Source organism: Enterobacter mori LMG 25706, from assembly GCF_000211415.1.
GTDB lineage: Bacteria > Pseudomonadota > Gammaproteobacteria > Enterobacterales > Enterobacteriaceae > Enterobacter > Enterobacter mori.
Genome location: NZ_GL890775.1, coordinates 442477 through 461888 on the forward strand (window position 1 = coordinate 442477; position 19412 = coordinate 461888).

Here is a 19412-nt window from a genome sequence, read left to right on the forward strand (position 1 = left end):
AGGCGTTTTTTATTAGATGGTGCTTTGGTTTTGCGAGCCAGAAATGAAAAACCACGCCCTGAGGCGTGGTTGGGTGTCAGATAATGTCGATTTCATCGACGGAGGGATAAATCCAGCTTGGCCGGAATGGCATCGCGTCAATGTCATCAAGTTGAGAGACGCCAGAAAGCACCAGGATGGTCTCAAGACCCGCCTGGAAACCGGCCAGAATATCGGTGCGCAGGTTATCGCCGACAATCACGGTTTCTTCGGAGTGTGCCTGCATCTTGTTCAGCGCGGCACGAATGATCCACGGGCTCGGTTTACCGACCACAAACGGCTGACGACCGGAGATTTTCTCAATACCGGCGCACAGCGCGCCGCAGGCCGGATAAAAACCACGGCCGTGCGTATCCGGATTGGTGGCGATAAAGCGCGCGCCGCTGGCGACAAAATACGCAGCTTTATGCATCATCTCCCAGTTAAAGGAGCGCGTTTCGCCGACAATCACAAAGTCCGGGTTCACATCGGTAATGGTAAAGCCTGCTTTATACAGCTCGTGGATCAGCGCGCCTTCACCGACGACATAGGCCTTTTTTCCTTCCTGACGCTTCAGAAAATCAGCGGTTGCCATAGCGGAGGTATAAAACACGCTGTCCGGCACGTTGACGCCCGCCGTGGCAAAGCGGTTTGCCAGATCCTGACCGGTTTGGGAAGGGTAGTTCGTGAGAAGAACCAGAGGCATTCCTTTGTCGATGATGCGGTGAAGAAACTCCGCAGCACCCGGCACGGCAACGTTGTCGTGCATCAGCACGCCGTCGATATCACAAATTACATTCTTAATGGTCATGGACAATCCGGCATCAAAAAAAGAAGGCGTTACTATAAGTCCCGATCAACTTTCCAGCAAATGCTGGAGCAGGATCCCGTTGAGCATGGCGCGTTTTACCAGGGCAAACGCACCAATTGCGGAGCGGTGATCCAATGTAGATCGCACTACCGGTAAATTCTGACGAAACGCTTTCAGCGCCTGGGTATTGATGCAACCTTCAATGGCGGGCAGTAAGACTTTTTCGGCTTCGACGATTTCCCCGGCAATCACGACTTTTTGCGGGTTAAACAGGTTGATAGCAATGGCGATGGTTTTGCCAAGATGGCGTCCAACCTGCTCGATCACTTCGCAGGCCAGCGCATCGCCTTTATTAGCGGCTTTGCAGATGGCGCCGATCTTACAGTCGTTCAGCGTTACGCGGCTTTGATAGCCCTGTTCCAGCAGATGGCGAACGCGGTGCTCGATGGCGGCGTTGGCGGCAACCGTTTCAAGGCAGCCGAAGTTGCCGCAGTGGCAGCGCTCGCCGAGCGGTTCAACCTGAATGTGACCAATTTCGCCGACGTTGCCGTTGCGACCGATAAAAATGCGGCCATTCGAGATAATGCCCGCACCCGTCCCCCGGTGTACGCGCACCAGAATAGAGTCTTCGCAGTCCTGGCTCGCACCAAAGTAGTGCTCAGCCAGCGCCAGCGAGCGAATATCATGACCCACAAAGCAGGTGACTTTAAAGCGCTTTTCCAGCGCGTCGACCAGCCCCCAGTTCTCGACCTGGATATGCGGCATGTAACGAATCACGCCGCTTTCCGGGTCGACAAGGCCGGGCAGGATCACGGAGATAGCGATAAGTTCGCGGATCTTACGCTGACAGCTCTCAATAAAGTGCGCGATGGTGTTCAGCAGCGCGTGTTCCAGCGTCTCCTGGGTGCGCTCCGGAAGCGGATAGTGCTCTTCAGCGATGGCTTTACTGCTCAGATCGTAAAGCGTAAGGGTGGTGTCGTGACGCCCAAGACGGACGCCAATCGCCTGGAAATTGCGGGTTTCGGTAATGATGGAGATGGCGCGGCGGCCCCCGGTGGAGGCCTGCTGATCGACTTCTTTGATCAGACCGCGCTCAATAAGCTGACGCGTAATTTTTGTTACGCTGGCGGGAGCAAGCTGGCTTTGTTCGGCTATCTGAATTCGAGAGATTGGCCCGTGTGAGTCAATCAGGCGATAAACCGCCGCGCTGTTAAGTTGTTTAACGAGATCGACATTACCGATTTGAGCTTGTCCGCCTGGTGTCATACTTTTACTTACTCAGTGACGACCTCGTTACCATTAACGATGGTCTTAATAATTTTATAATCGTGTGTGAACGCCGTCAGGTTTGCAACCATACCCGGTGCAATTCCGCCAAGCTGTTTATCCACGCCCATTGCACGAGCCGGATAAAGCGTCGCCATACGCAGCACTTCATCAAGCGCAATGCCGCACTGCTCAACCAGGTTACGTACCCCTTCAATCATGGTCAGGGCAGAACCGCTCAGCGTGCCGTTTTCGTCCACACAGAGTCCATTGCGGTAGTATATTGTTTTACCAGCAAAAATGAACTGCTCAATATTTGCCCCTGCTGGCGCTGTGGCATCTGTCACCAGACACAGCTTGTCGCCTTTCAGGCGTTTGGCGTTGCGCATGTTGGTGAAATCGACGTGCAAACCGTCTGCGATGATGCCGCAGTAAACGTCGGGCTCATCCAGAATCGCGCCAACCAGCCCCGGCTCGCGACCGGTAATGTACGGCATTGCGTTGTACAGATGCGTCGCAAAAGTAATCCCTGCGCGGAAACCGGCTTTCGCTTCTTTCTGCGTGGCGTTTGAGTGACCCGCTGACACCACGATCCCGGCGGCAGCCAGTTTGCTGATAACGTCAGTACCGGTCATTTCAGGTGCCAGCGTCACTTTGGTAATGACATCGGCGTTAGCACACATGTAGTCGACCAGCTCAGCGTCCGGTTTGCGGACGTAGTCCGGGTTATGCGTACCTTTCTTCACCATGTTCAGCCACGGCCCTTCAAGGTGCAGACCCAGCGCCTGATTAGGGTGTTTGGCCAGGTATTCACGCATCACGCGGATACCCTGCTTCATGAGGTCATCACTGCTGGTGATGAGCGTTGGCAAATAGCTGGTGCAGCCCGATTTCTCGTTGGCTTTCTGCATGATCTCCAGCGTTTCGACCGTCACGGCATCCGCGGAGTCATTGAACTGCACACCGCCGCAGCCGTTAAGCTGTACGTCGATGAAACCGGGGGAGATTACTGCTCCATTGAGTGAGCGCTGTTCAATCTCCGGCGGCAGTTCTGCCAGCGGACAAACACGTTCAATCAGGCCATTCGCGATAACAATCGCGTGGTCATCCAGAATTTCATGGCCGGTATAAATCCGACCGTGGGTTAAAGCGTACATAACGACCCCCGGTTTAAAAAAAAGCGACCGCCCCTGCACACAGAGGCGGTTATTCAATTACAGACCTTTGATGTTCTCTGCTTCTAACTCGTTGAAGTATTTCAGCGTTTTCACTTTCAGCTCCATCGTGGACGGTTCGTCACACACGACGACGGCTTTAGGATGCAGCTGCAGGCAGCTGATGGTCCACATGTGGTTAACGTTGCCTTCAACGGCAGCCTGGAGTGCCTGCGCTTTCACGCCGCCCAGTACCAGGATCATCACTTCTTCGGCATCCAGCAGGGTGCCTACGCCAACGGTCAAGGCGTATTTTGGAACCTGGTTCACGTCGCCGTCAAAGAAACGGGAGTTTGCCACGCGGGTGTCATGGGTCAGCGTTTTAATACGGGTACGGGAAGCCAGAGAGGACGCTGGTTCGTTGAACGCGATATGACCATCGTTGCCCACGCCACCCATGAACAGGTGGATTTTACCGTAAGAACGGATTTTTTCTTCGTACTGACGGCATTCTGCGTCAATATCAGGCGCGTTTCCATTCAGCAGGTTAATATTTTCAGCTGGGATATCAACGTGATCAAAGAAATTACGGTGCATGAAGCTATGGTAGCTTTCCGGATGTTCCTTTGGCAGGCCAACATATTCGTCCATGTTGAAGGTCACAACATGCTTAAAGCTAACCTGGCCCGCTTTGTGCATTTCAACCAGGGCTTTATACGCGGTCAGCGGGGTACCACCGGTTGGAAGGCCAAGAACGAAAGGACGATCGGCGGTAGGTTTGAACGCATTAATGCGGTTAACGATATGACGCGCAGCCCATTTACCGACTTGTTCAGCTGTTGCCAGGGGGATCAGTCTCATTGTTCACCTCTAAAGTTTAATTAAAAAGTGGGCGGATGATTCGTGCAACCTGATACGTAAGCGTAACCTGGAACCTTTCAGGCCGGATCAATCCGTCTTGATTTTTTGAATGATAAAATAAGTTTTCGCTGTTAGCCAGTGAAAGGGAGGGGTGATTACGATATTTGGTGACAAAAATCACAAAAAACGGGTGTTTAATTTGCGATACGAATTAATTTTTCACACACTCACAATGCCAGTGAATCATCAACTGTATCTATTAGTTAATGACACAATAAAAACACAGCAGAGAACGTGCCTGAAACGGGGTCTCATAGGGGGAAGAAAGTGAGTATTCTAGGTTATTTACAAAAGGTTGGCCGCGCGCTTATGGTGCCGGTTGCCACGCTGCCAGCGGCAGCGATATTAATGGGTGTCGGTTACTGGATTGACCCGGTTGGCTGGGGTGGAGACAACGCGCTAGCGGCGTTCTTCATTAAGTCTGGTTCTGCCATCATCGACAACATGTCCGTGCTGTTCGCCATTGGTGTGGCTTACGGTATGTCCAAAGATAAAGACGGCGCTGCGGCATTGACCGGTTTCGTGGGCTTCCTGGCGCTGACCACGCTCTGTTCTCCGGCTGCGGTTTCCATGATCCAGAAGATCCCGGCGGACCAGGTTCCTGCCGCGTTCGGTAAGATCAGCAACCAGTTCGTGGGTATCCTCGTCGGTATTATCTCTGCGGAACTGTACAACCGCTTCAGCAGCGTTGAGCTGCCGAAAGCGCTGTCGTTCTTCAGCGGCCGTCGTCTGGTGCCAATCCTCACCTCCTTCGTGATGATCTTCGTTGCGTTCATCCTGATGTACATCTGGCCGGTGATCTTCGACGGTCTGGTGAACTTCGGTGAACACATCCAGAAGCTGGGTTCCGTCGGTGCGGGCGTGTACGCGTTCTTCAACCGTCTGTTGATCCCTGTTGGTCTGCACCACGCGCTGAACTCCGTATTCTGGTTCGACGTTGCCGGTATTAACGATATTCCTAACTTCCTGGGTGGCGCACAGTCCATCGAAGCAGGTAAAGCGGTTGTAGGTATCACCGGTCGTTACCAGGCAGGCTTCTTCCCAATCATGATGTTCGGCCTGCCGGGTGCAGCGCTGGCTATCTACCACTGCGCGCGTCCAGAGAACAAAGCGAAAGTGCTGGGTATCATGATGGCGGGTGCGTTCGCGGCCTTCTTCACCGGTATCACCGAGCCGCTGGAATTCTCCTTCATGTTCGTTGCGCCGGTTCTGTATGTGATCCACGCCGTGCTGACCGGTATCTCCGTGTTCATCGCTGCAAGTATGCAGTGGATTGCCGGTTTCGGCTTCAGCGCCGGTCTGGTGGATATGGTGCTGTCGTCCCGTAACCCGCTGGCGACCCACTGGTGGATGCTGATCCCTCAGGGTCTGGTGTTCTTCGCTATCTACTACGGGGTGTTCCGCTTCACCATCACCAAATTCAACCTGATGACTCCGGGTCGCGAGCTGGCTGTTGCCGGTAGCGAAGCGGATGGTCAGGATGTGAACGTGAGCGGCGGTCAGGAGCAGGATGTTTCTGGTCTGGCGCGTCAGTACATTGCCGCTGTCGGCGGTTCTGACAACCTGACCGGTATTGATGCCTGTATCACTCGTCTGCGTCTGAACGTTAAAGACTCTTCTCTGGTGAACGAAGCGCTGGCAAAACGTCTGGGTGCCTCCGGCGTTATCCGCCTGAACAAAACCAGCGTGCAGATTATCGTCGGCTTCGTGGCAGAGAAAATTGCTAACGCGATGAAAACGACGGGTCCGGTAGCCGCTGCTGAAGCCACTGCAGCGCCTGCTGCACCCGCTGCTGTTAAACCACAGGCTGTGCCAAATGCGGTGACCATCGCCGCGCTGGTGTCCCCGGTTACGGGTGACGTGGTTGCCATTGAGCAGGTACCTGACGAAGCGTTCGCCAGCAAAGCGGTCGGTGACGGCGTGGCCGTGAAGCCAACGGACAAAACCGTTGTGTCTCCTGCTGCCGGTACCATCGTGAAAATCTTCAACACCAACCACGCGTTCTGCCTCGAAACGGAAAAAGGCGCGGAGATCGTTGTCCACATGGGTATCGATACCGTTGCGCTGAACGGCCAGGGCTTTACTCGCCTGGTGGAAGAGGGTGCAGAAGTCGTGGCAGGCCAGCCAATTCTGGAAATGGATCTGGACTTCCTGAACGCGAACGCGCGCTCGATGATCAGCCCTGTCGTGTGCAGCAACATCGACGACTTCAGCGGTCTGGTTATCCAGGCGAAAGGTCAGGTGGTTGCGGGCCAAACGCCACTGTATGAGATTAAAGGCAAGTAATCGCTCCTGAGTAGAGTCATGCCTTAAGCGGCGGGGGATATCCTCCGCCGCTTTTTTTTGCAGCAAACGCCCCCATTATTTTCATCTGATACGTATTTTCCGTAACTAAGGGTTGTCACTACGTCCGGCTTATAAGATCATATGCCGTTATACGTTGTTTACGCTTTGAGGAATCCACGATGAGTGAGGCAGAAGCCCGCCCGAGTAACTTTATTCGTCAGATCATCGATGAAGATCTGGCCAGTGGTAAGCACACCACAATTCATACCCGCTTCCCGCCGGAGCCGAACGGCTACCTGCATATTGGGCATGCAAAATCTATCTGCCTGAACTTTGGTATTGCGCAAGACTATCAGGGCCAGTGCAACCTGCGTTTCGATGACACCAACCCAGTAAAAGAAGACATCGAATACGTTGAGTCCATCAAGAACGACGTGCAATGGCTGGGCTTCAGCTGGTCTGGCGATATCTGCTACTCCTCTGACTATTTCGATCAGCTGTACGCCTACGCTGTAGAGCTTATCAACAAAGGTCTGGCGTATGTGGATGAGCTCTCTGCTGACGAAATCCGTGAGTACCGCGGCTCGCTGACCGCACCGGGCAAAAACAGCCCATACCGCGATCGCAGCGTAGAAGAGAACCTGGCGCTGTTTGAAAAAATGCGTGCCGGTGGCTTCGAAGAAGGCAAAGCGTGTCTGCGTGCCAAAATCGACATGGCCTCTCCGTTCATCGTGATGCGCGATCCGGTGTTGTACCGCATTAAGTTTGCGGAACACCACCAGACCGGTAACAAGTGGTGCATCTACCCGATGTACGACTTCACCCACTGCATCAGCGATGCGCTGGAAGGCATTACACACTCTCTGTGTACGCTGGAGTTCCAGGATAACCGCCGTCTGTACGACTGGGTGCTGGATAACATCACCATTCCTGTGCATCCACGTCAGTACGAGTTCTCTCGTCTGAACCTGGAATACACCGTGATGTCCAAGCGTAAGCTGAACCTGCTGGTCACCGACAAGCACGTTGAAGGCTGGGATGACCCGCGTATGCCGACCATCTCCGGTCTGCGTCGTCGTGGCTACACCTCTGCGTCAATTCGCGAGTTCTGCAAACGTATCGGCGTCACCAAACAGGACAACACCATTGAAATCGCTTCTCTGGAATCCTGCATCCGTGAAGACCTGAACGAAAACGCCCCGCGCGCGATGGCGGTGATCGACCCGGTTAAACTGGTTATCGAAAACTACCCGCAGGGCGAGAGCGAGCTGGTGTCTATGCCTAACCATCCGAGCAAGCCGGAAATGGGTACCCGCGACGTGCCGTTCAGCGGCGAGATCTGGATCGATCGTGCTGACTTCCGCGAAGAAGCGAACAAGCAGTACAAGCGTCTGGTGCTGGGCAAAGAAGTCCGTCTGCGTAATGCATACGTGATTAAAGCTGAGCGCGTTGAGAAAGATGCAGAAGGTAACATCACCACCATTTTCTGTTCTTACGATGCAGAAACGCTGAGTAAAGACCCTGCTGATGGCCGTAAGGTGAAGGGCGTTATTCACTGGGTGAGCGCTTCCCATGCGCTGCCGGTTGAGATCCGTCTGTATGACCGTCTGTTCAGCGTGCCTAACCCAGGCGCGGCTGACGATTTCCTGGCGACCATTAACCCGGAATCACTCGTTATCAGGCAGGGTTACGCTGAGCCGTCCCTGAAAGCGGCTGAAGCGGGTAAAGCGTTCCAGTTCGAGCGTGAAGGTTACTTCTGCCTGGACAGCCGTTACAGCACCGCAGAAAAACCGGTATTTAACCGTACCGTCGGCCTGCGTGACACCTGGGCTAAGATCGGCGAATAATATTGCTGCTCTGGTCAAGGAGAAACAAACGCCGCTTATTGCGGCGTTTTTTTTATTTAATGATCATGGTATTAAGCCAGGGCTTAAAGATAAGCCGCTAAAATATCAGGTCAATGAGGTGCTACTTATTTTTCTAAAAAAAGTTTGTATTTTTACGAAATACAAAAGGGATAAAAAATAAACAGCAAATACCTGCGCTACCCGCTGAAATCTCTGATATTTCCCCGCCAATCCTCACTCTCCTCTAAATGTTACAAAGCACTACTAATTATGTGCACTTCGTCATAATCCTGACTTTTGCCCACGAAAAAGCATTGATAATTCGCGTCGCGAAAAATAACCTAAAGGCGGTAGTTAATTCGAGGGTATTTCTAACTACCCCTGACCTTTTGGTCTTTTATATTTTCGCCGTTGAGGCGTTTTAATTCGTCAAAGAGGAATAATCTATGCGTACGTTCAGTGGCAAACGTAGTGCGCTGGCGCTGGCTATCGCCGGTGTGACAGCAATGTCGAGCCTGGCGATCACCCCAGAAGCTAAGGCAGAAGGTTTCATCGATGATTCTACCCTCACGGGCGGTATTTATTACTGGCAGCGTGAGCGTGACCGTAAAGACGTCACTGAAGACAAATACAAAACCAACCTTTCGCACTCTACCTGGAACGCCAACCTGGACTTCCAGTCAGGCTATGCCGCGGATATGTTCGGTCTGGATATTGCTGCCTTCACCGCCATCGAAATGGCTGAAAACGGCGACAGCGCACACCCGAACGAAATCGCCTTCTCCTCCAGTAACAAAGCGTATAAAGAAGACTGGTCTGGCGATAAAAGCGGTGTCAGCCTGTACAAGGCAGCAGCGAAATTCAAATACGGCCCGGTGTGGGCACGTGGGGGCTATATTCAGCCAACCGGTCAAACGTTGTTAGCGCCGCACTGGAGCTTTATGCCGGGTACTTACCAGGGCGCGGAAGCCGGGGCTAACTTTGACTACGGCGATGCGGGCGCGTTGAGCTTCTCCTATATGTGGACCAACGAGTATAAAGCACCGTGGCACATTGAGATGGACAAGTTCTACCAGAACGATAAGAAAACCAAAGTCGATTACCTCCACTCGCTGGGCGCGAAATACGACTTCAAAAACGACCTGGTCCTGGAAGCTGCATTTGGTCAGGCGGAAGGTTATATCGATCAGTATTTTGCTAAAGCCAGCTACAAATTTGATGTTGTGGGCAGCCCGCTGAGCACCAGCTACCAGTTCTACGGCACGCGCGATAAAGCCAGCAATGGCACCGTCAACGATATCTATGACGGCACTGCATGGTTGCAGGCGCTGACCTTCGGCTACAAAGTGGGCCAGGTCGATTTACGTCTGGAAGGAACATGGGTGAAGGCAGAAGGGCAGCAGGGCTATTTCCTGCAGCGTATGACGCCAACCTACGCGTCCTCTAACGGTCGTCTCGATATCTGGTGGGATAACCGCTCTGACTTCAACGCCGACGGCGAAAAAGCGGTGTTCTTCGGCGCAATGTATGACCTGAAAAACTGGAACCTGCCTGGCTGGGCGGTGGGTGCATCTTACGCTTACGCCTGGGACGCAAAACCTGCGGATATGGCGACACCGGACGCGTACTACGATCCAAACTATCGTCTGAAAGAGTCTTCTTACAGCCTGGATGCAATCTACACCCTGCAGGATGGCCGAGCAAAAGGCACGATGTTCAAACTGCACTTCACGCAGTATGACAACCACTCCGATATCCCGAGCTACGCGGGCGGTTACGGCAACATCTTCCAGGATGAACGTGACGTGAAATTCATGGTCATCGCGCCATTCACTATTTTCTGATGAACACACTGGCGGGCAACGTCCCGCCGGTATGGAGACTGCACATGATGAAAAAAATCGTAATCGTCGCGTTGCTGGCATCAGGGCTGGTGGCGTGTGCTCAGACTGAGGCACCAAAAGAAGATTCCCGCCTGAAGGAGGCCTATAGCGCCTGTATCAATACAGCGGAAGGGTCGCCGGAGAAAATCGAAGCCTGCCAGAGCGTGCTGAACGTGCTGAAGAAAGAGAAAGCGCATGAGCAGTTTGCGACGCAGGAAAACGTCCGCGTGATGGATTACCAGGCCTGCATTCAGGCGCGTAAAACCGGTAACGATCAGGAAGTGGCGAAGCGTTGCGATAAGATCTGGAGCGATATTCGCAGTAACAATAAATAAGTTGCTTTACGCCCGGTGGCGCTGCGTCACCGGGCTTTTTTTTGCCCAAAAACAGGCAAAAAAAAAGCCAACCTTACGGCTGGCTCAGAGTATAAACACGATATTATTTCGCGTCGTGCGCGTGGTCGTCTTCACGGCAATCGCCTTCAGCACAGTGACCATACAGGTACAGGCTGTGGTTGGTCAGGCGAATACCGTGACGTGCGGCGATTTCACGCTGGCGTGATTCGATGGAATCATCGCTGAATTCAATAACCTTGCCACAATCGAGGCAGATCAGGTGATCGTGATGGTGCTGCTGGGTCAGCTCGAAAACGGATTTGCCGCCTTCGAAGTTATGACGGGTAACAATGCCCGCGTCATCGAACTGGTTCAGCACACGATACACGGTTGCCAGTCCAATCTCTTCACCCATGTCGATAAGACGTTTGTAGAGGTCTTCCGCACTGACATGGTGATTGTCTGGCCCCTGAAGCACTTCAAGGATTTTTAACCGAGGAAGCGTTACTTTCAGGCCAGCCTTCTTTAATGCGGTATTGTTGTCAGTCATGCGGAATCTGTCCTGTTGCTAAACGATTCACTTCTAAAGAAGAAGTGACAGAAAATGCACTTGGGATAATGCGTCTCATTATAGAACTGCCATGGCTAAATGAAAACTGCAAGTCTCAAGCAAAGTATGCTTATAAAAACGTGGTATCACCAACAAACTTGTTCGATGGCATCCACTTTTTACCAGGGGGATATTGTACAGGTCTGAACGAAAAAGTTAAAAGTTTGTAGCAATTAATTTAATCGGTTTTACCTGGTAAGCGGGCGCAACCGGAGTTGCGCCACCGGGAAATCAGGCGTTAAGAATGTCGTCGAGGTTCAGTTCTTCGCGAACCTGTTTAACCCATTTCTCAACGCGTTCAGCGGTCAGTTCCGGCTGACGGTCTTCGTCAATGGCCAGGCCGACAAAGTGGTCGTCGTCTGCCAGGCCTTTAGAGGCTTCAAAGTGGTAACCCGCCGTTGGCCAGTGGCCCACGATAGCAGCACCGCGCGGTTCAATAATGTCGCGGATGGTGCCCAGTGCGTCACAGAAGTATTCTGCGTAGTCTTCCTGGTCGCCACAACCGAACAGCGCGACCAGCTTACCGTTGAAGTCAACTTCTTCCAGGGTTGGGAAGAAATCATCCCAGTCACACTGCGCTTCGCCGTAGTACCAGGTTGGAATGCCCAGCAGCAGGATGTCATAGCCTTCGAGATCTTCTTTGCTGCTCTTGGCGATGTCGTGCACATCGGCAACGTCTTTACCGAGCTGTTTTTGAATGTTTTTTGCGATATTTTCGGTATTGCCGGTATCACTGCCAAAGAAAATGCCGATGATTGCCATGAGTAAAATAACCTCTTGAAACTTAATGGTATGGTGGCGCAATTTGTCCACGGATAAGGGCAATAATAGCAGAACAGGCAACCCTGCGGAAACAGCTATCGCGCAGGACTGCACTCTGTGCTACATGAAAAGGGTCATAAAGGGGATTTTCAGACTTATGCCTTGCTGCGCAATGTCTCAAGTTGGGTGATTAACATCTCTTCAATCAGTTCGCTGCGGCTGATGTTACGCGCCTCGGCCAGCTCATTTAGTGCATCGACAGCATCGGCGTTCAGCTTCAGTTCGACACGCTTAAGCCCACGATTTTTATCGCGTTTAAGCTGGTTGCGTTTATTGATACGCAGCTGTTCATCGCGCGAGAGCGGATTCGTTTTCGGTCGTCCCGGTCGACGCTCATTCGCGAACAGATCTAGTGTCGTACGGTCCGTTTGTTCTTTGGCCATGATTCTGAGACTTCGGGGGAAATACGCCGCCCTGCTAATGCCCGGGCGATAAGCGCGCCATCATACATCACCGAAAACGGCACGCCAACGACTGGAAGCCCACAACCTTCCAGTCGCTCTCTTTTTAATCAATTTGCAGTATCAGAGAGATAGCGACGAATGGCGCGCAGCACGGCGTCCGGTTTTTCGGCGTGAACCCAGTGCCCGGCACCGGCGATCACATGGGCGCGAGCCTGCGGGAATTGGGCCAGCAGCGTGTCGCGGCAGGCATCGGTAACGTAAGGCGAGTTTCCGCCGCGAATAAAGAGGGTAGGGTGTGGCCACGCGGGGACGTTTTCCCAGCCCACGATGTTGTTGTATTGCGCCCAGAGCACCGGCACGTTAAAACGCCATTGCCCGTCGACAAACGACTTCAGCAGGAACTGCACGACGCCTTCTTCATCCAGATGCTCACGCATTACGGCGGCGGCCTGTTGGCGTGTTGCGACGCCCGCTTCTGTGACCGCATTAATAGCGGCGAAAATCTCATCGTGACGGCGGACGTTGTAATCCACAGGCGCGACGTCAATGACAACCAGCCCGTTGATACGCTCTGGCGCAAGCGCCGTCAGGGCCATCACCGCTTTGCCACCCATGGAATGCCCGATCAGCGTTACCTTCTGCAGGTTATGTGCATCCAGCGTATCCAGCAGATCCTCCGCCATCGCCGCGTAGGTCATCTCGTCGGAACGCCCGGAAAGACCGTGATTGCGCACATCAACCCGTAAAATATCGTGGTCGGAAACCAGATCGCGCGCCAGCACGCCCAGGTTATCGAGGCTACCAAACAGCCCGTGAACCAGTACGATGGGAGAATTATTGTTCGGCGATTGTGCAGATTGCGCTCGGGTATTCAATTTCATGGCAAAGTTCTTTTTTTACGTATGTCAGGTTAGGGTATCATGTTGACCATTCTGCCGCCCGGCTGCAAGGATCCAGTTTAATCTGACTTTTGCCGCCTGCCGGGTTTGACGCTATCCGCTGTTGGGATTTGACCTTATAATCCCAACGACTTGTATTCAGATAAGATATCGCACTGGATTAAGATGAAAACAATCGAAGTTGATGACGAACTCTATCAGTTTATTGCCAGCCAGACGCGGCATATCGGGGAGAGCGCGTCCGACATTTTACGGCGTATGCTTAAAATTTCCGCCGCCTCACAGCCTGCTACCCCTGTCACAAAAGATGTCGTGTCTCAGCCGAGCGTTGTTGCACAAGCAAAACCTGCCGTGATACCGGCAAAAGATAAAGTGCGCGCAGTACGTGAACTGCTGCTGTCTGATGAATACGCAGAGCAGAAAAAGGCGGTTAACCGCTTTATGCTGGTGCTGTCTACACTTCATTCACTGGATAACAAAGCGTTTGCTGAAGCGACCGAGTCGCTCCACGGTCGCACCCGTGTCTATTTCGCGGGCGACGAACAGACGCTGTTACAAAATGGCAATCAAACCAAACCTAAACATGTCCCTGGCACACCGTACTGGGTCATCACCAATACCAATACGGGCCGCAAGTGCAGCATGGTTGAACACATCATGCAGTCCATGCAGTTCCCGGCGGAATTGATTGAAAAGGTTTGCGGTACAATTTAACCCTTGCATCAAAAGGACCAGGCAATGGCAAATCACAGCCGTGCAGGCCAACCTGCACAACAAAGCGATTTGATTAACGTCGCTCAACTGACCGCGCAGTATTACGTGCTGAAGCCGGTCGTGGGCAACGCAGAACACGCAGTGAAGTTCGGCACATCTGGTCACCGCGGCAGTGCGGCGCGCCATAGCTTTAACGAACCGCACATTCTGGCCATTGCCCAGGCCATCGCGGAAGAGCGCGCCAAAAATGGCGTTACCGGTCCATGCTACGTGGGGAAAGATACTCACGCCCTGTCTGAACCGGCGTTTATTTCCGTACTGGAAGTGCTGGCAGCGAACGGTGTGGATGTGATTGTTCAGGAGAACAACGGTTTCACACCAACGCCTGCGGTCTCTAACGCAATCCTCGTACACAACAAAAAAGGTGGCGCACAGGCTGACGGTATCGTCATTACGCCATCTCATAACCCGCCAGACGACGGTGGCATTAAATACAACCCGCCTAACGGTGGCCCGGCAGACACCAACGTCACCAAAGTGGTGGAAGACCGTGCGAATGCCCTGTTAGCCGACGATCTGAAAGGCGTTAAACGTATCTCTCTGGATGCCGCCATGGCGTCCGGTCATGTGAAAGAGCAGGATCTGGTTCAGCCATTCGTGGAAGGGCTGGCGGATATCGTCGATATGGCGGCCATCCAGAAAGCCGGTCTGAAGCTGGGCGTGGATCCGCTGGGCGGCTCCGGTATTGAATACTGGAAGCGCATTGCAGAGCACTACAAGCTGGATCTGACCATCGTGAACGATCACGTCGATCAGACCTTCCGCTTTATGCACCTCGATAAAGACGGCGCGATCCGCATGGACTGCTCCTCCGAGTGCGCAATGGCGGGCCTGCTGGCGCTGCGTGATAAATTCGACCTGGCGTTTGCTAACGACCCGGATTATGACCGTCACGGTATCGTCACCCCTGCAGGGCTGATGAACCCGAACCACTATCTGGCCGTTGCAATTAACTACCTGTTCCAGCATCGCCCGCAGTGGGGCAAAGAGGTGGCTGTTGGTAAAACCCTGGTCTCCTCCGCGATGATCGACCGCGTGGTCGAGGCGCTGGGCCGCAAGCTGGTGGAAGTGCCGGTGGGCTTCAAGTGGTTCGTTGACGGTCTGCACGACGGCAGCTTTGGCTTCGGCGGTGAAGAGAGCGCGGGTGCGTCCTTCCTGCGCTTCGACGGCACGCCGTGGTCAACTGACAAAGACGGCATCATCATGTGCCTGCTGGCGGCGGAAATCACCGCGGTCACCGGTAAGAACCCGCAGGAACATTACAACGCGCTGGCGGAGCGTTTTGGTGCGCCAAGCTATAACCGCATTCAGGCGGGCGCGACCTCTGCTCAGAAAGCCGCTCTGTCCAAACTCTCTCCGGAGATGGTCAGCGCAAGCACCCTGGCGGGCGATCCGATCACCGCGCGTCTGACGGCGGCGCCGGGCAACGGTGCGTCTATCGGTGGTCTGAAAGTGATGACCGAGAACGGCTGGTTCGCCGCGCGTCCATCCGGTACGGAAGATGCGTACAAAATCTATTGCGAAAGCTTCCTCGGCGCTGAGCACCGTCAGCAGATTGAGAAAGAAGCGGTAGAGATTGTCAGCGAAGTGCTGAAAAACGCGTAAGTGCGGTTTGTGTGCGGGCTGATGCCCTCACCCCGTCCCTCTCCCACAGGGAGAGGGAGAAAACATTAAAAACGGCAACCTCAGGGTTGCCGTTTTGCTTTTACCTAACTATGTTTATTCTTCAATTCAAATCTCGGCGATACCAGACCGTACAGCGTCCAGCCCATAAAGGTCACCATCGCGCCATACAGCATCGCTTCCTGGCCGGATGAGTAGAGCGCATAGAAGCTGTAGATTGCCCCAATCAGCGCCACGATATTGGCCGCTCGCGCCTTGCGTGGATCCACCTTCGCGACCTTCTGAATAATCACCAGCGCCGCCATCGACAGAATGTACGGAATGATATTTGTCACAACCGCCAGGTTGACCAGTACGTTGAACTGGCTGTTCAGCGATGGGCTAATGGTCATCAGCGACAATCCGCTCTGGAAGATGACAATCGCCAGCATGCCCTGCACCGGCGCATCGGCTTTGCTTACGCGGGAGAAGATTTTCGGGAAGTAACCTTCATCTGCGGAGGATTTAAACACCTGCGCGATGGTGAACTGCCAGCCGAGAAGGGAACCGCAGCAGGACATCACCATCAGCCCCATAATCACTTTCCCGACTTCCGGCGTGAACATCTGCGCGAAAGCCAGCCCGAACGGCGCCGTGGAGTTTGCCAGATCCATATTCGGTACGATGCCCGCAATCACGTTAGTCGAGACGATATAGATCACCGCCGCGCCCAGCGTGCCGCCGAGGACCGCAATCGGCACGTTCTTTTCCGGATTCTCTACCACTTCCGCGTTCGCGCAGGCGGATTCCAGACCGAGGAAGGCCCACAGCGTCATGGCGATAGAAGAGCCCACTGCGGTAAAGAACGGCACGTGGTGCGGGTTCCAGGAGTTGGCGTACAGCGTCGGGCTAAACCAGAACCAGCCGATGATGCACAGACCGACTACCGGGATAATCACGCCCCAGACGGTGATGCTGCTGAGCTGTCCGGTGATGCGCGCGCCGCCAAAGTTGGCGACGGTGCAGATCCACAGCACCCCGATGGTCGCCAGCCCTATTTGTACCGGGCTGAGCGTCGCGCCAAACAGCTCCGTACCGTAACCCACCGCGGAGATGGCAATCGCCACGTTGGCGATCAGCAGTGACACCCCGTAGGTATAGTTGGCCATAAAGTTGCCCGACTTGCCAAAGGCATATTCGGCATAGCCGCCCATGCCGCCAGACTTACGGCTGAACATCCCGCACTTGGCAAACGCCCACGCCAGCGCCATTGAGCCGACTGCCGTTACCAGCCAGGAGATAATCGAAATGGTCCCCACTTCTGCGAGCTTGGTGGGCAGCATGATGATCCCGGATCCCATCATGTTGACCATGGTGAGGATGGTGAGTTGCACCACGCCCATCTTATTGGACTTGCTCATAATTTTTCTCCTTTCAGCAGAGATGGCTGAGCGGCGGGTTGTTTAATGACATAGCAGCGAACCTGTTTCCGACCGTCACACTCCTCGACGTACACCCCCTGCAGCTCCGGCGCGAAGCCCGGCAGAAGGTTGATGCCTTCTTCCAGCGCGGCAAAATAGCGCAGTACGGAACCGCCCCAGACTTCACCCGGCACAACGCACAGCACCCCCGGTGGATAAGGAAGTGCACCTTCAGCGGCGATACGGCCTTCTGCGTCACGCAGTGAAACCAGCTCGACCTCACCGCGGAGATAGGCATAGTTCGCCTCTTGCGGGTTCATCATGACGCGCGGAAAGTGAGACTTGCGGAACATCTCTTTCTGTAGCTGTTTCACGTTGTGGCGGGCGTACAGGTCATGCATTTCCTGACAGATCTGGCGCAGGGTGTAACCGGCGTAACGCTCCGGATATTGTTTGTAGAGAGAAGGCAGGACCTCTTTTAGCGGAACATCACTCTCGAGCAGTTTTTCGAAGCGAACCAGTTGAGCAACCAGCTGCTGCAGTTTGCCCATGTCCTCCGCAGGCGTGAGCAGGAACAGGATCGAGTTGAGATCGCATTTCTCCGGCACGATGCCGTTTTCACGCAGGAAGTTGGCGAGGATAGTGGCGGGCACGCCGAAGTCCTCATATTCCCCGGTGCGGGCGTTGATGCCCGGCGTGGTCAGCAGCAGCTTGCACGGGTCGATAAAATACTGGTGCTCAGCGTAGCCTTCAAAGGCGTGCCAGCGTTCACCCGGCACGAAGTGGAAGAAGCGCAGATCGGTCGCAATGTCCGCCGTGTCCCAGCTTTCCCATGGACGGTCATCCACCATCTCCGGCACGAACGGACGCAGATACTGACAGTTCTCCAGGATCAGCTTGCGCGCCTCGATACCGTTCACCACGCAGTCCATCCACATGTTGCGGCCGCTCTGGCCTTCATGCATACGGGCGTTGATGTCCAGTGCGGCAAACAGCGGATAGAACGGGCTGGTGGAGGCGTGCATCATAAAGGCATTATTCAGCCGCTTATGCGGGACATAGCGCTGTTGCCCTTTGAGATGGCTGTCTTTCTTGTGGATTTGCGAAGTCTGCGAGAAGCCTGCCTGCTGTTTGTGCACGGACTGAGTGACCAGGATCCCCGGATCGTTTTCGTTCAGCTCCAGCAGCAGCGGAGAGCAGTCGGCCATCATCGGAATAAACTGCTCGTAGCCCACCCAGGCAGAGTCAAACAGGATGTAATCACACAGGTGCCCAATCTTATCCACCACCTGACGGGCGTTATAGATGGTGCCATCGTAGGTACCCAGCTGGATCACCGCCAGACGGAACGGACGCGCATCGCGTGCACGGCCAGGCGCCACCTCTGCCACCAGCTCACGTAGATAATTTTCCTCAAAGCAGTGGGCGTCAATGCCGCCAATAAAGCCGTACGGGTTGCGCGCGGTTTCCAGATAGACCGGCGTTCCGCCAGCCTGGAGGAGGGCTCCGTGATGGTTAGATTTGTGGTTGTTACGGTCGAACAGCACCAGGTCGCCCGGCGTGAGCAGGGCGTTTAGCACCACTTTGTTGGATGACGAGGTGCCATTCAGCACGAAGTAGGTCTTGTCGGCATTAAAGACTTTTGCCGCATGCTGTTGGGCGATGCACGGCGCGCCTTCATGAATGAGCAGATCGCCCATTGCGACGTCAGCATTACACAGATCGGAGCGGAAAAGCGTCTCACCAAAGAAGTCGACAAACTGATTACCGGCTGGATGACGGCGGAAGAACTGTCCTCCCTGATGCCCCGGGCAGTCGAACGCGCTGTTGCCCTGTTTAACGTAATCGACCAGGGCGCGGAAGAACGGTGGACGAAGCTGGGTTTCGTACTTCAGTGCAGCCGCTTCCAGCTGGCGTCCATAAAAATCGTTGCTGGTGTCTGAATACTCAAATACGCCATGAATGCGCGATAAATAGTCTGCCGGAATGAATTCTTCTTTGTGCGTCGCGACAAAAACAGGAATGCCAAAACCGGTGGCTTCTATTTCGTCCAGAATACCGCTGGCAATATCCGTGACTGCCAGAACAATGGCGGCAACATCAATATAATCAGAAGCGCGGACATCCACCAGTTCACGCTGGGTAGTAAAGCAATCCGGACATGCACGGCTGGCTGCGATTTTTAAACTTTTCATCTTTCTCTCTTTATTTTAGGTAATAAGCGTCCCTCGATTTCTGGCAAGAAAGAAATCGATAATTTTCCGGAAAAAAAGCAAAGGGTGACCACTGATTAAAATCAGTAAATTGCTTTTTTGATGATTGAAATTCAGTCCGCCCGGTGCGGATGAGTCTGAATCAA

16 protein-coding genes are annotated in these 19412 nt (G+C 53.9%); 6 read left to right on the forward strand and 10 right to left on the reverse strand.

The genetic code is table 11. The features are described from left to right. Positions 1-76: 76 nt before the first annotated feature. From nagD to nagB, 4 genes are read right to left on the reverse strand one after another with little or no spacing between them, the layout of a single operon-like run. Positions 77-829 (reverse strand): ribonucleotide monophosphatase NagD, encoded by a 753-nt coding sequence (nagD, locus tag ENTMO_RS0107170; protein ID WP_010428628.1) that lies wholly within the window; start codon positions 827-829, stop codon positions 77-79. Between the two features lie 45 nt (positions 830-874). After that, positions 875-2095 (reverse strand): DNA-binding transcriptional regulator NagC, encoded by a 1221-nt coding sequence (nagC, locus tag ENTMO_RS0107175; RefSeq protein WP_010428629.1) that lies wholly within the window; start codon positions 2093-2095, stop codon positions 875-877. 8 nt (positions 2096-2103) lie between these two features. After that, on the reverse strand, positions 2104-3252 hold the full coding sequence (gene nagA / locus ENTMO_RS0107180; protein ID WP_010428631.1) for an N-acetylglucosamine-6-phosphate deacetylase: 1149 nt from the start codon (positions 3250-3252) through the stop codon (positions 2104-2106). 57 nt (positions 3253-3309) lie between these two features. Further along, the gene (gene nagB / locus ENTMO_RS0107185; protein ID WP_010428635.1) at positions 3310-4110 is read right to left on the reverse strand and encodes a glucosamine-6-phosphate deaminase; all 801 of its coding nucleotides are present in this window, start codon (positions 4108-4110) and stop codon (positions 3310-3312) included. A 327-nt stretch (positions 4111-4437) separates the two neighbouring features. On the opposite strand from nagB, the gene nagE reads away from it, so the two are divergent. The 4 genes from nagE (at position 4438) to chiQ (ending at position 10521) form a co-directional block, all read left to right on the forward strand. Next, positions 4438-6456, forward strand: coding sequence for an N-acetylglucosamine-specific PTS transporter subunit IIBC (gene nagE / locus ENTMO_RS0107190; protein ID WP_010428638.1), 2019 nt, complete (start codon positions 4438-4440; stop codon positions 6454-6456). A gap of 179 nt (positions 6457-6635) precedes the next feature. Then, a complete protein-coding gene (gene glnS / locus ENTMO_RS0107195; protein WP_010428641.1) occupies positions 6636-8303 on the forward strand; it encodes a glutamine--tRNA ligase in 1668 nt (555 codons plus the stop codon). A 446-nt stretch (positions 8304-8749) separates the two neighbouring features. Further along, positions 8750-10147: a chitoporin ChiP gene (gene chiP, locus ENTMO_RS0107200; RefSeq protein WP_010428644.1), complete on the forward strand. Its 1398-nt coding sequence runs from the start codon at positions 8750-8752 to the stop codon at positions 10145-10147. A gap of 47 nt (positions 10148-10194) precedes the next feature. Then, entirely contained in the window at positions 10195-10521 is a 327-nt protein-coding gene (gene chiQ, locus ENTMO_RS0107205; protein WP_010428646.1) for a ChiQ/YbfN family lipoprotein, read from the forward strand. A 103-nt stretch (positions 10522-10624) separates the two neighbouring features. Here chiQ and fur read toward each other — a convergent pair whose 3' ends face one another. The 4 genes from fur to ybfF form a co-directional block, all read right to left on the reverse strand. Beyond that, positions 10625-11071 (reverse strand): ferric iron uptake transcriptional regulator, encoded by a 447-nt coding sequence (gene fur / locus ENTMO_RS0107210; protein ID WP_010428651.1) that lies wholly within the window; start codon positions 11069-11071, stop codon positions 10625-10627. 291 nt (positions 11072-11362) lie between these two features. Beyond that, positions 11363-11893 carry a flavodoxin FldA gene (gene fldA / locus ENTMO_RS0107215; RefSeq protein WP_003858653.1) on the reverse strand — a complete coding sequence of 177 codons (531 nt, stop codon included), beginning with the start codon at positions 11891-11893 and terminating at the stop codon, positions 11363-11365. Between the two features lie 155 nt (positions 11894-12048). Then, a complete protein-coding gene (ybfE, locus tag ENTMO_RS0107220; RefSeq protein ID WP_010428654.1) occupies positions 12049-12336 on the reverse strand; it encodes a LexA regulated protein in 288 nt (95 codons plus the stop codon). 128 nt (positions 12337-12464) lie between these two features. Further along, positions 12465-13238 carry an esterase gene (ybfF, locus tag ENTMO_RS0107225; RefSeq protein ID WP_010428656.1) on the reverse strand — a complete coding sequence of 258 codons (774 nt, stop codon included), beginning with the start codon at positions 13236-13238 and terminating at the stop codon, positions 12465-12467. 183 nt (positions 13239-13421) lie between these two features. Between ybfF and seqA the strand changes: the two genes are divergently transcribed. Further along, positions 13422-13970, forward strand: a complete 549-nt coding sequence (gene seqA / locus ENTMO_RS0107230) for a replication initiation negative regulator SeqA (protein WP_010428659.1) — start codon at positions 13422-13424, stop codon at positions 13968-13970. Between the two features lie 24 nt (positions 13971-13994). Next, complete coding sequence (gene pgm / locus ENTMO_RS0107235; RefSeq protein ID WP_010428661.1) at positions 13995-15635, forward strand: phosphoglucomutase (alpha-D-glucose-1,6-bisphosphate-dependent); 1641 nt, start codon at positions 13995-13997, stop codon at positions 15633-15635. A 104-nt stretch (positions 15636-15739) separates the two neighbouring features. Here the strand turns inward: pgm and potE are convergent, their stop codons facing one another. Together potE and speF are read right to left on the reverse strand one after the other, a co-directional pair. After that, complete coding sequence (gene potE / locus ENTMO_RS0107240) at positions 15740-17053, reverse strand: putrescine-ornithine antiporter (RefSeq protein WP_010428664.1); 1314 nt, start codon at positions 17051-17053, stop codon at positions 15740-15742. Next, positions 17050-19248, reverse strand: a complete 2199-nt coding sequence (gene speF, locus ENTMO_RS0107245; protein WP_010428666.1) for an ornithine decarboxylase SpeF — start codon at positions 19246-19248, stop codon at positions 17050-17052. The genes potE and speF overlap by 4 nt, the downstream gene beginning before the upstream one ends. Positions 19249-19412: the final 164 nt, after the last annotated feature.

Coding starts and splice junctions, on each gene's coding strand:
- nagD (WP_010428628.1), bottom strand. CDS start 829: ATGACCATTAAGAATGTAATTTGTGATATCGACGGCGTGCTGATGCAC.
- nagC (WP_010428629.1), bottom strand. CDS start 2,095: ATGACACCAGGCGGACAAGCTCAAATCGGTAATGTCGATCTCGTTAAA.
- nagA (WP_010428631.1), bottom strand. CDS start 3,252: ATGTACGCTTTAACCCACGGTCGGATTTATACCGGCCATGAAATTCTG.
- nagB (WP_010428635.1), bottom strand. CDS start 4,110: ATGAGACTGATCCCCCTGGCAACAGCTGAACAAGTCGGTAAATGGGCT.
- glnS (WP_010428641.1), top strand. CDS start 6,636: ATGAGTGAGGCAGAAGCCCGCCCGAGTAACTTTATTCGTCAGATCATC.
- chiP (WP_010428644.1), top strand. CDS start 8,750: ATGCGTACGTTCAGTGGCAAACGTAGTGCGCTGGCGCTGGCTATCGCC.
- chiQ (WP_010428646.1), top strand. CDS start 10,195: ATGAAAAAAATCGTAATCGTCGCGTTGCTGGCATCAGGGCTGGTGGCG.
- fur (WP_010428651.1), bottom strand. CDS start 11,071: ATGACTGACAACAATACCGCATTAAAGAAGGCTGGCCTGAAAGTAACG.
- fldA (WP_003858653.1), bottom strand. CDS start 11,893: ATGGCAATCATCGGCATTTTCTTTGGCAGTGATACCGGCAATACCGAA.
- ybfE (WP_010428654.1), bottom strand. CDS start 12,336: ATGGCCAAAGAACAAACGGACCGTACGACACTAGATCTGTTCGCGAAT.
- ybfF (WP_010428656.1), bottom strand. CDS start 13,238: ATGAAATTGAATACCCGAGCGCAATCTGCACAATCGCCGAACAATAAT.
- seqA (WP_010428659.1), top strand. CDS start 13,422: ATGAAAACAATCGAAGTTGATGACGAACTCTATCAGTTTATTGCCAGC.
- pgm (WP_010428661.1), top strand. CDS start 13,995: ATGGCAAATCACAGCCGTGCAGGCCAACCTGCACAACAAAGCGATTTG.
- potE (WP_010428664.1), bottom strand. CDS start 17,053: ATGAGCAAGTCCAATAAGATGGGCGTGGTGCAACTCACCATCCTCACC.
- speF (WP_010428666.1), bottom strand. CDS start 19,248: ATGAAAAGTTTAAAAATCGCAGCCAGCCGTGCATGTCCGGATTGCTTT.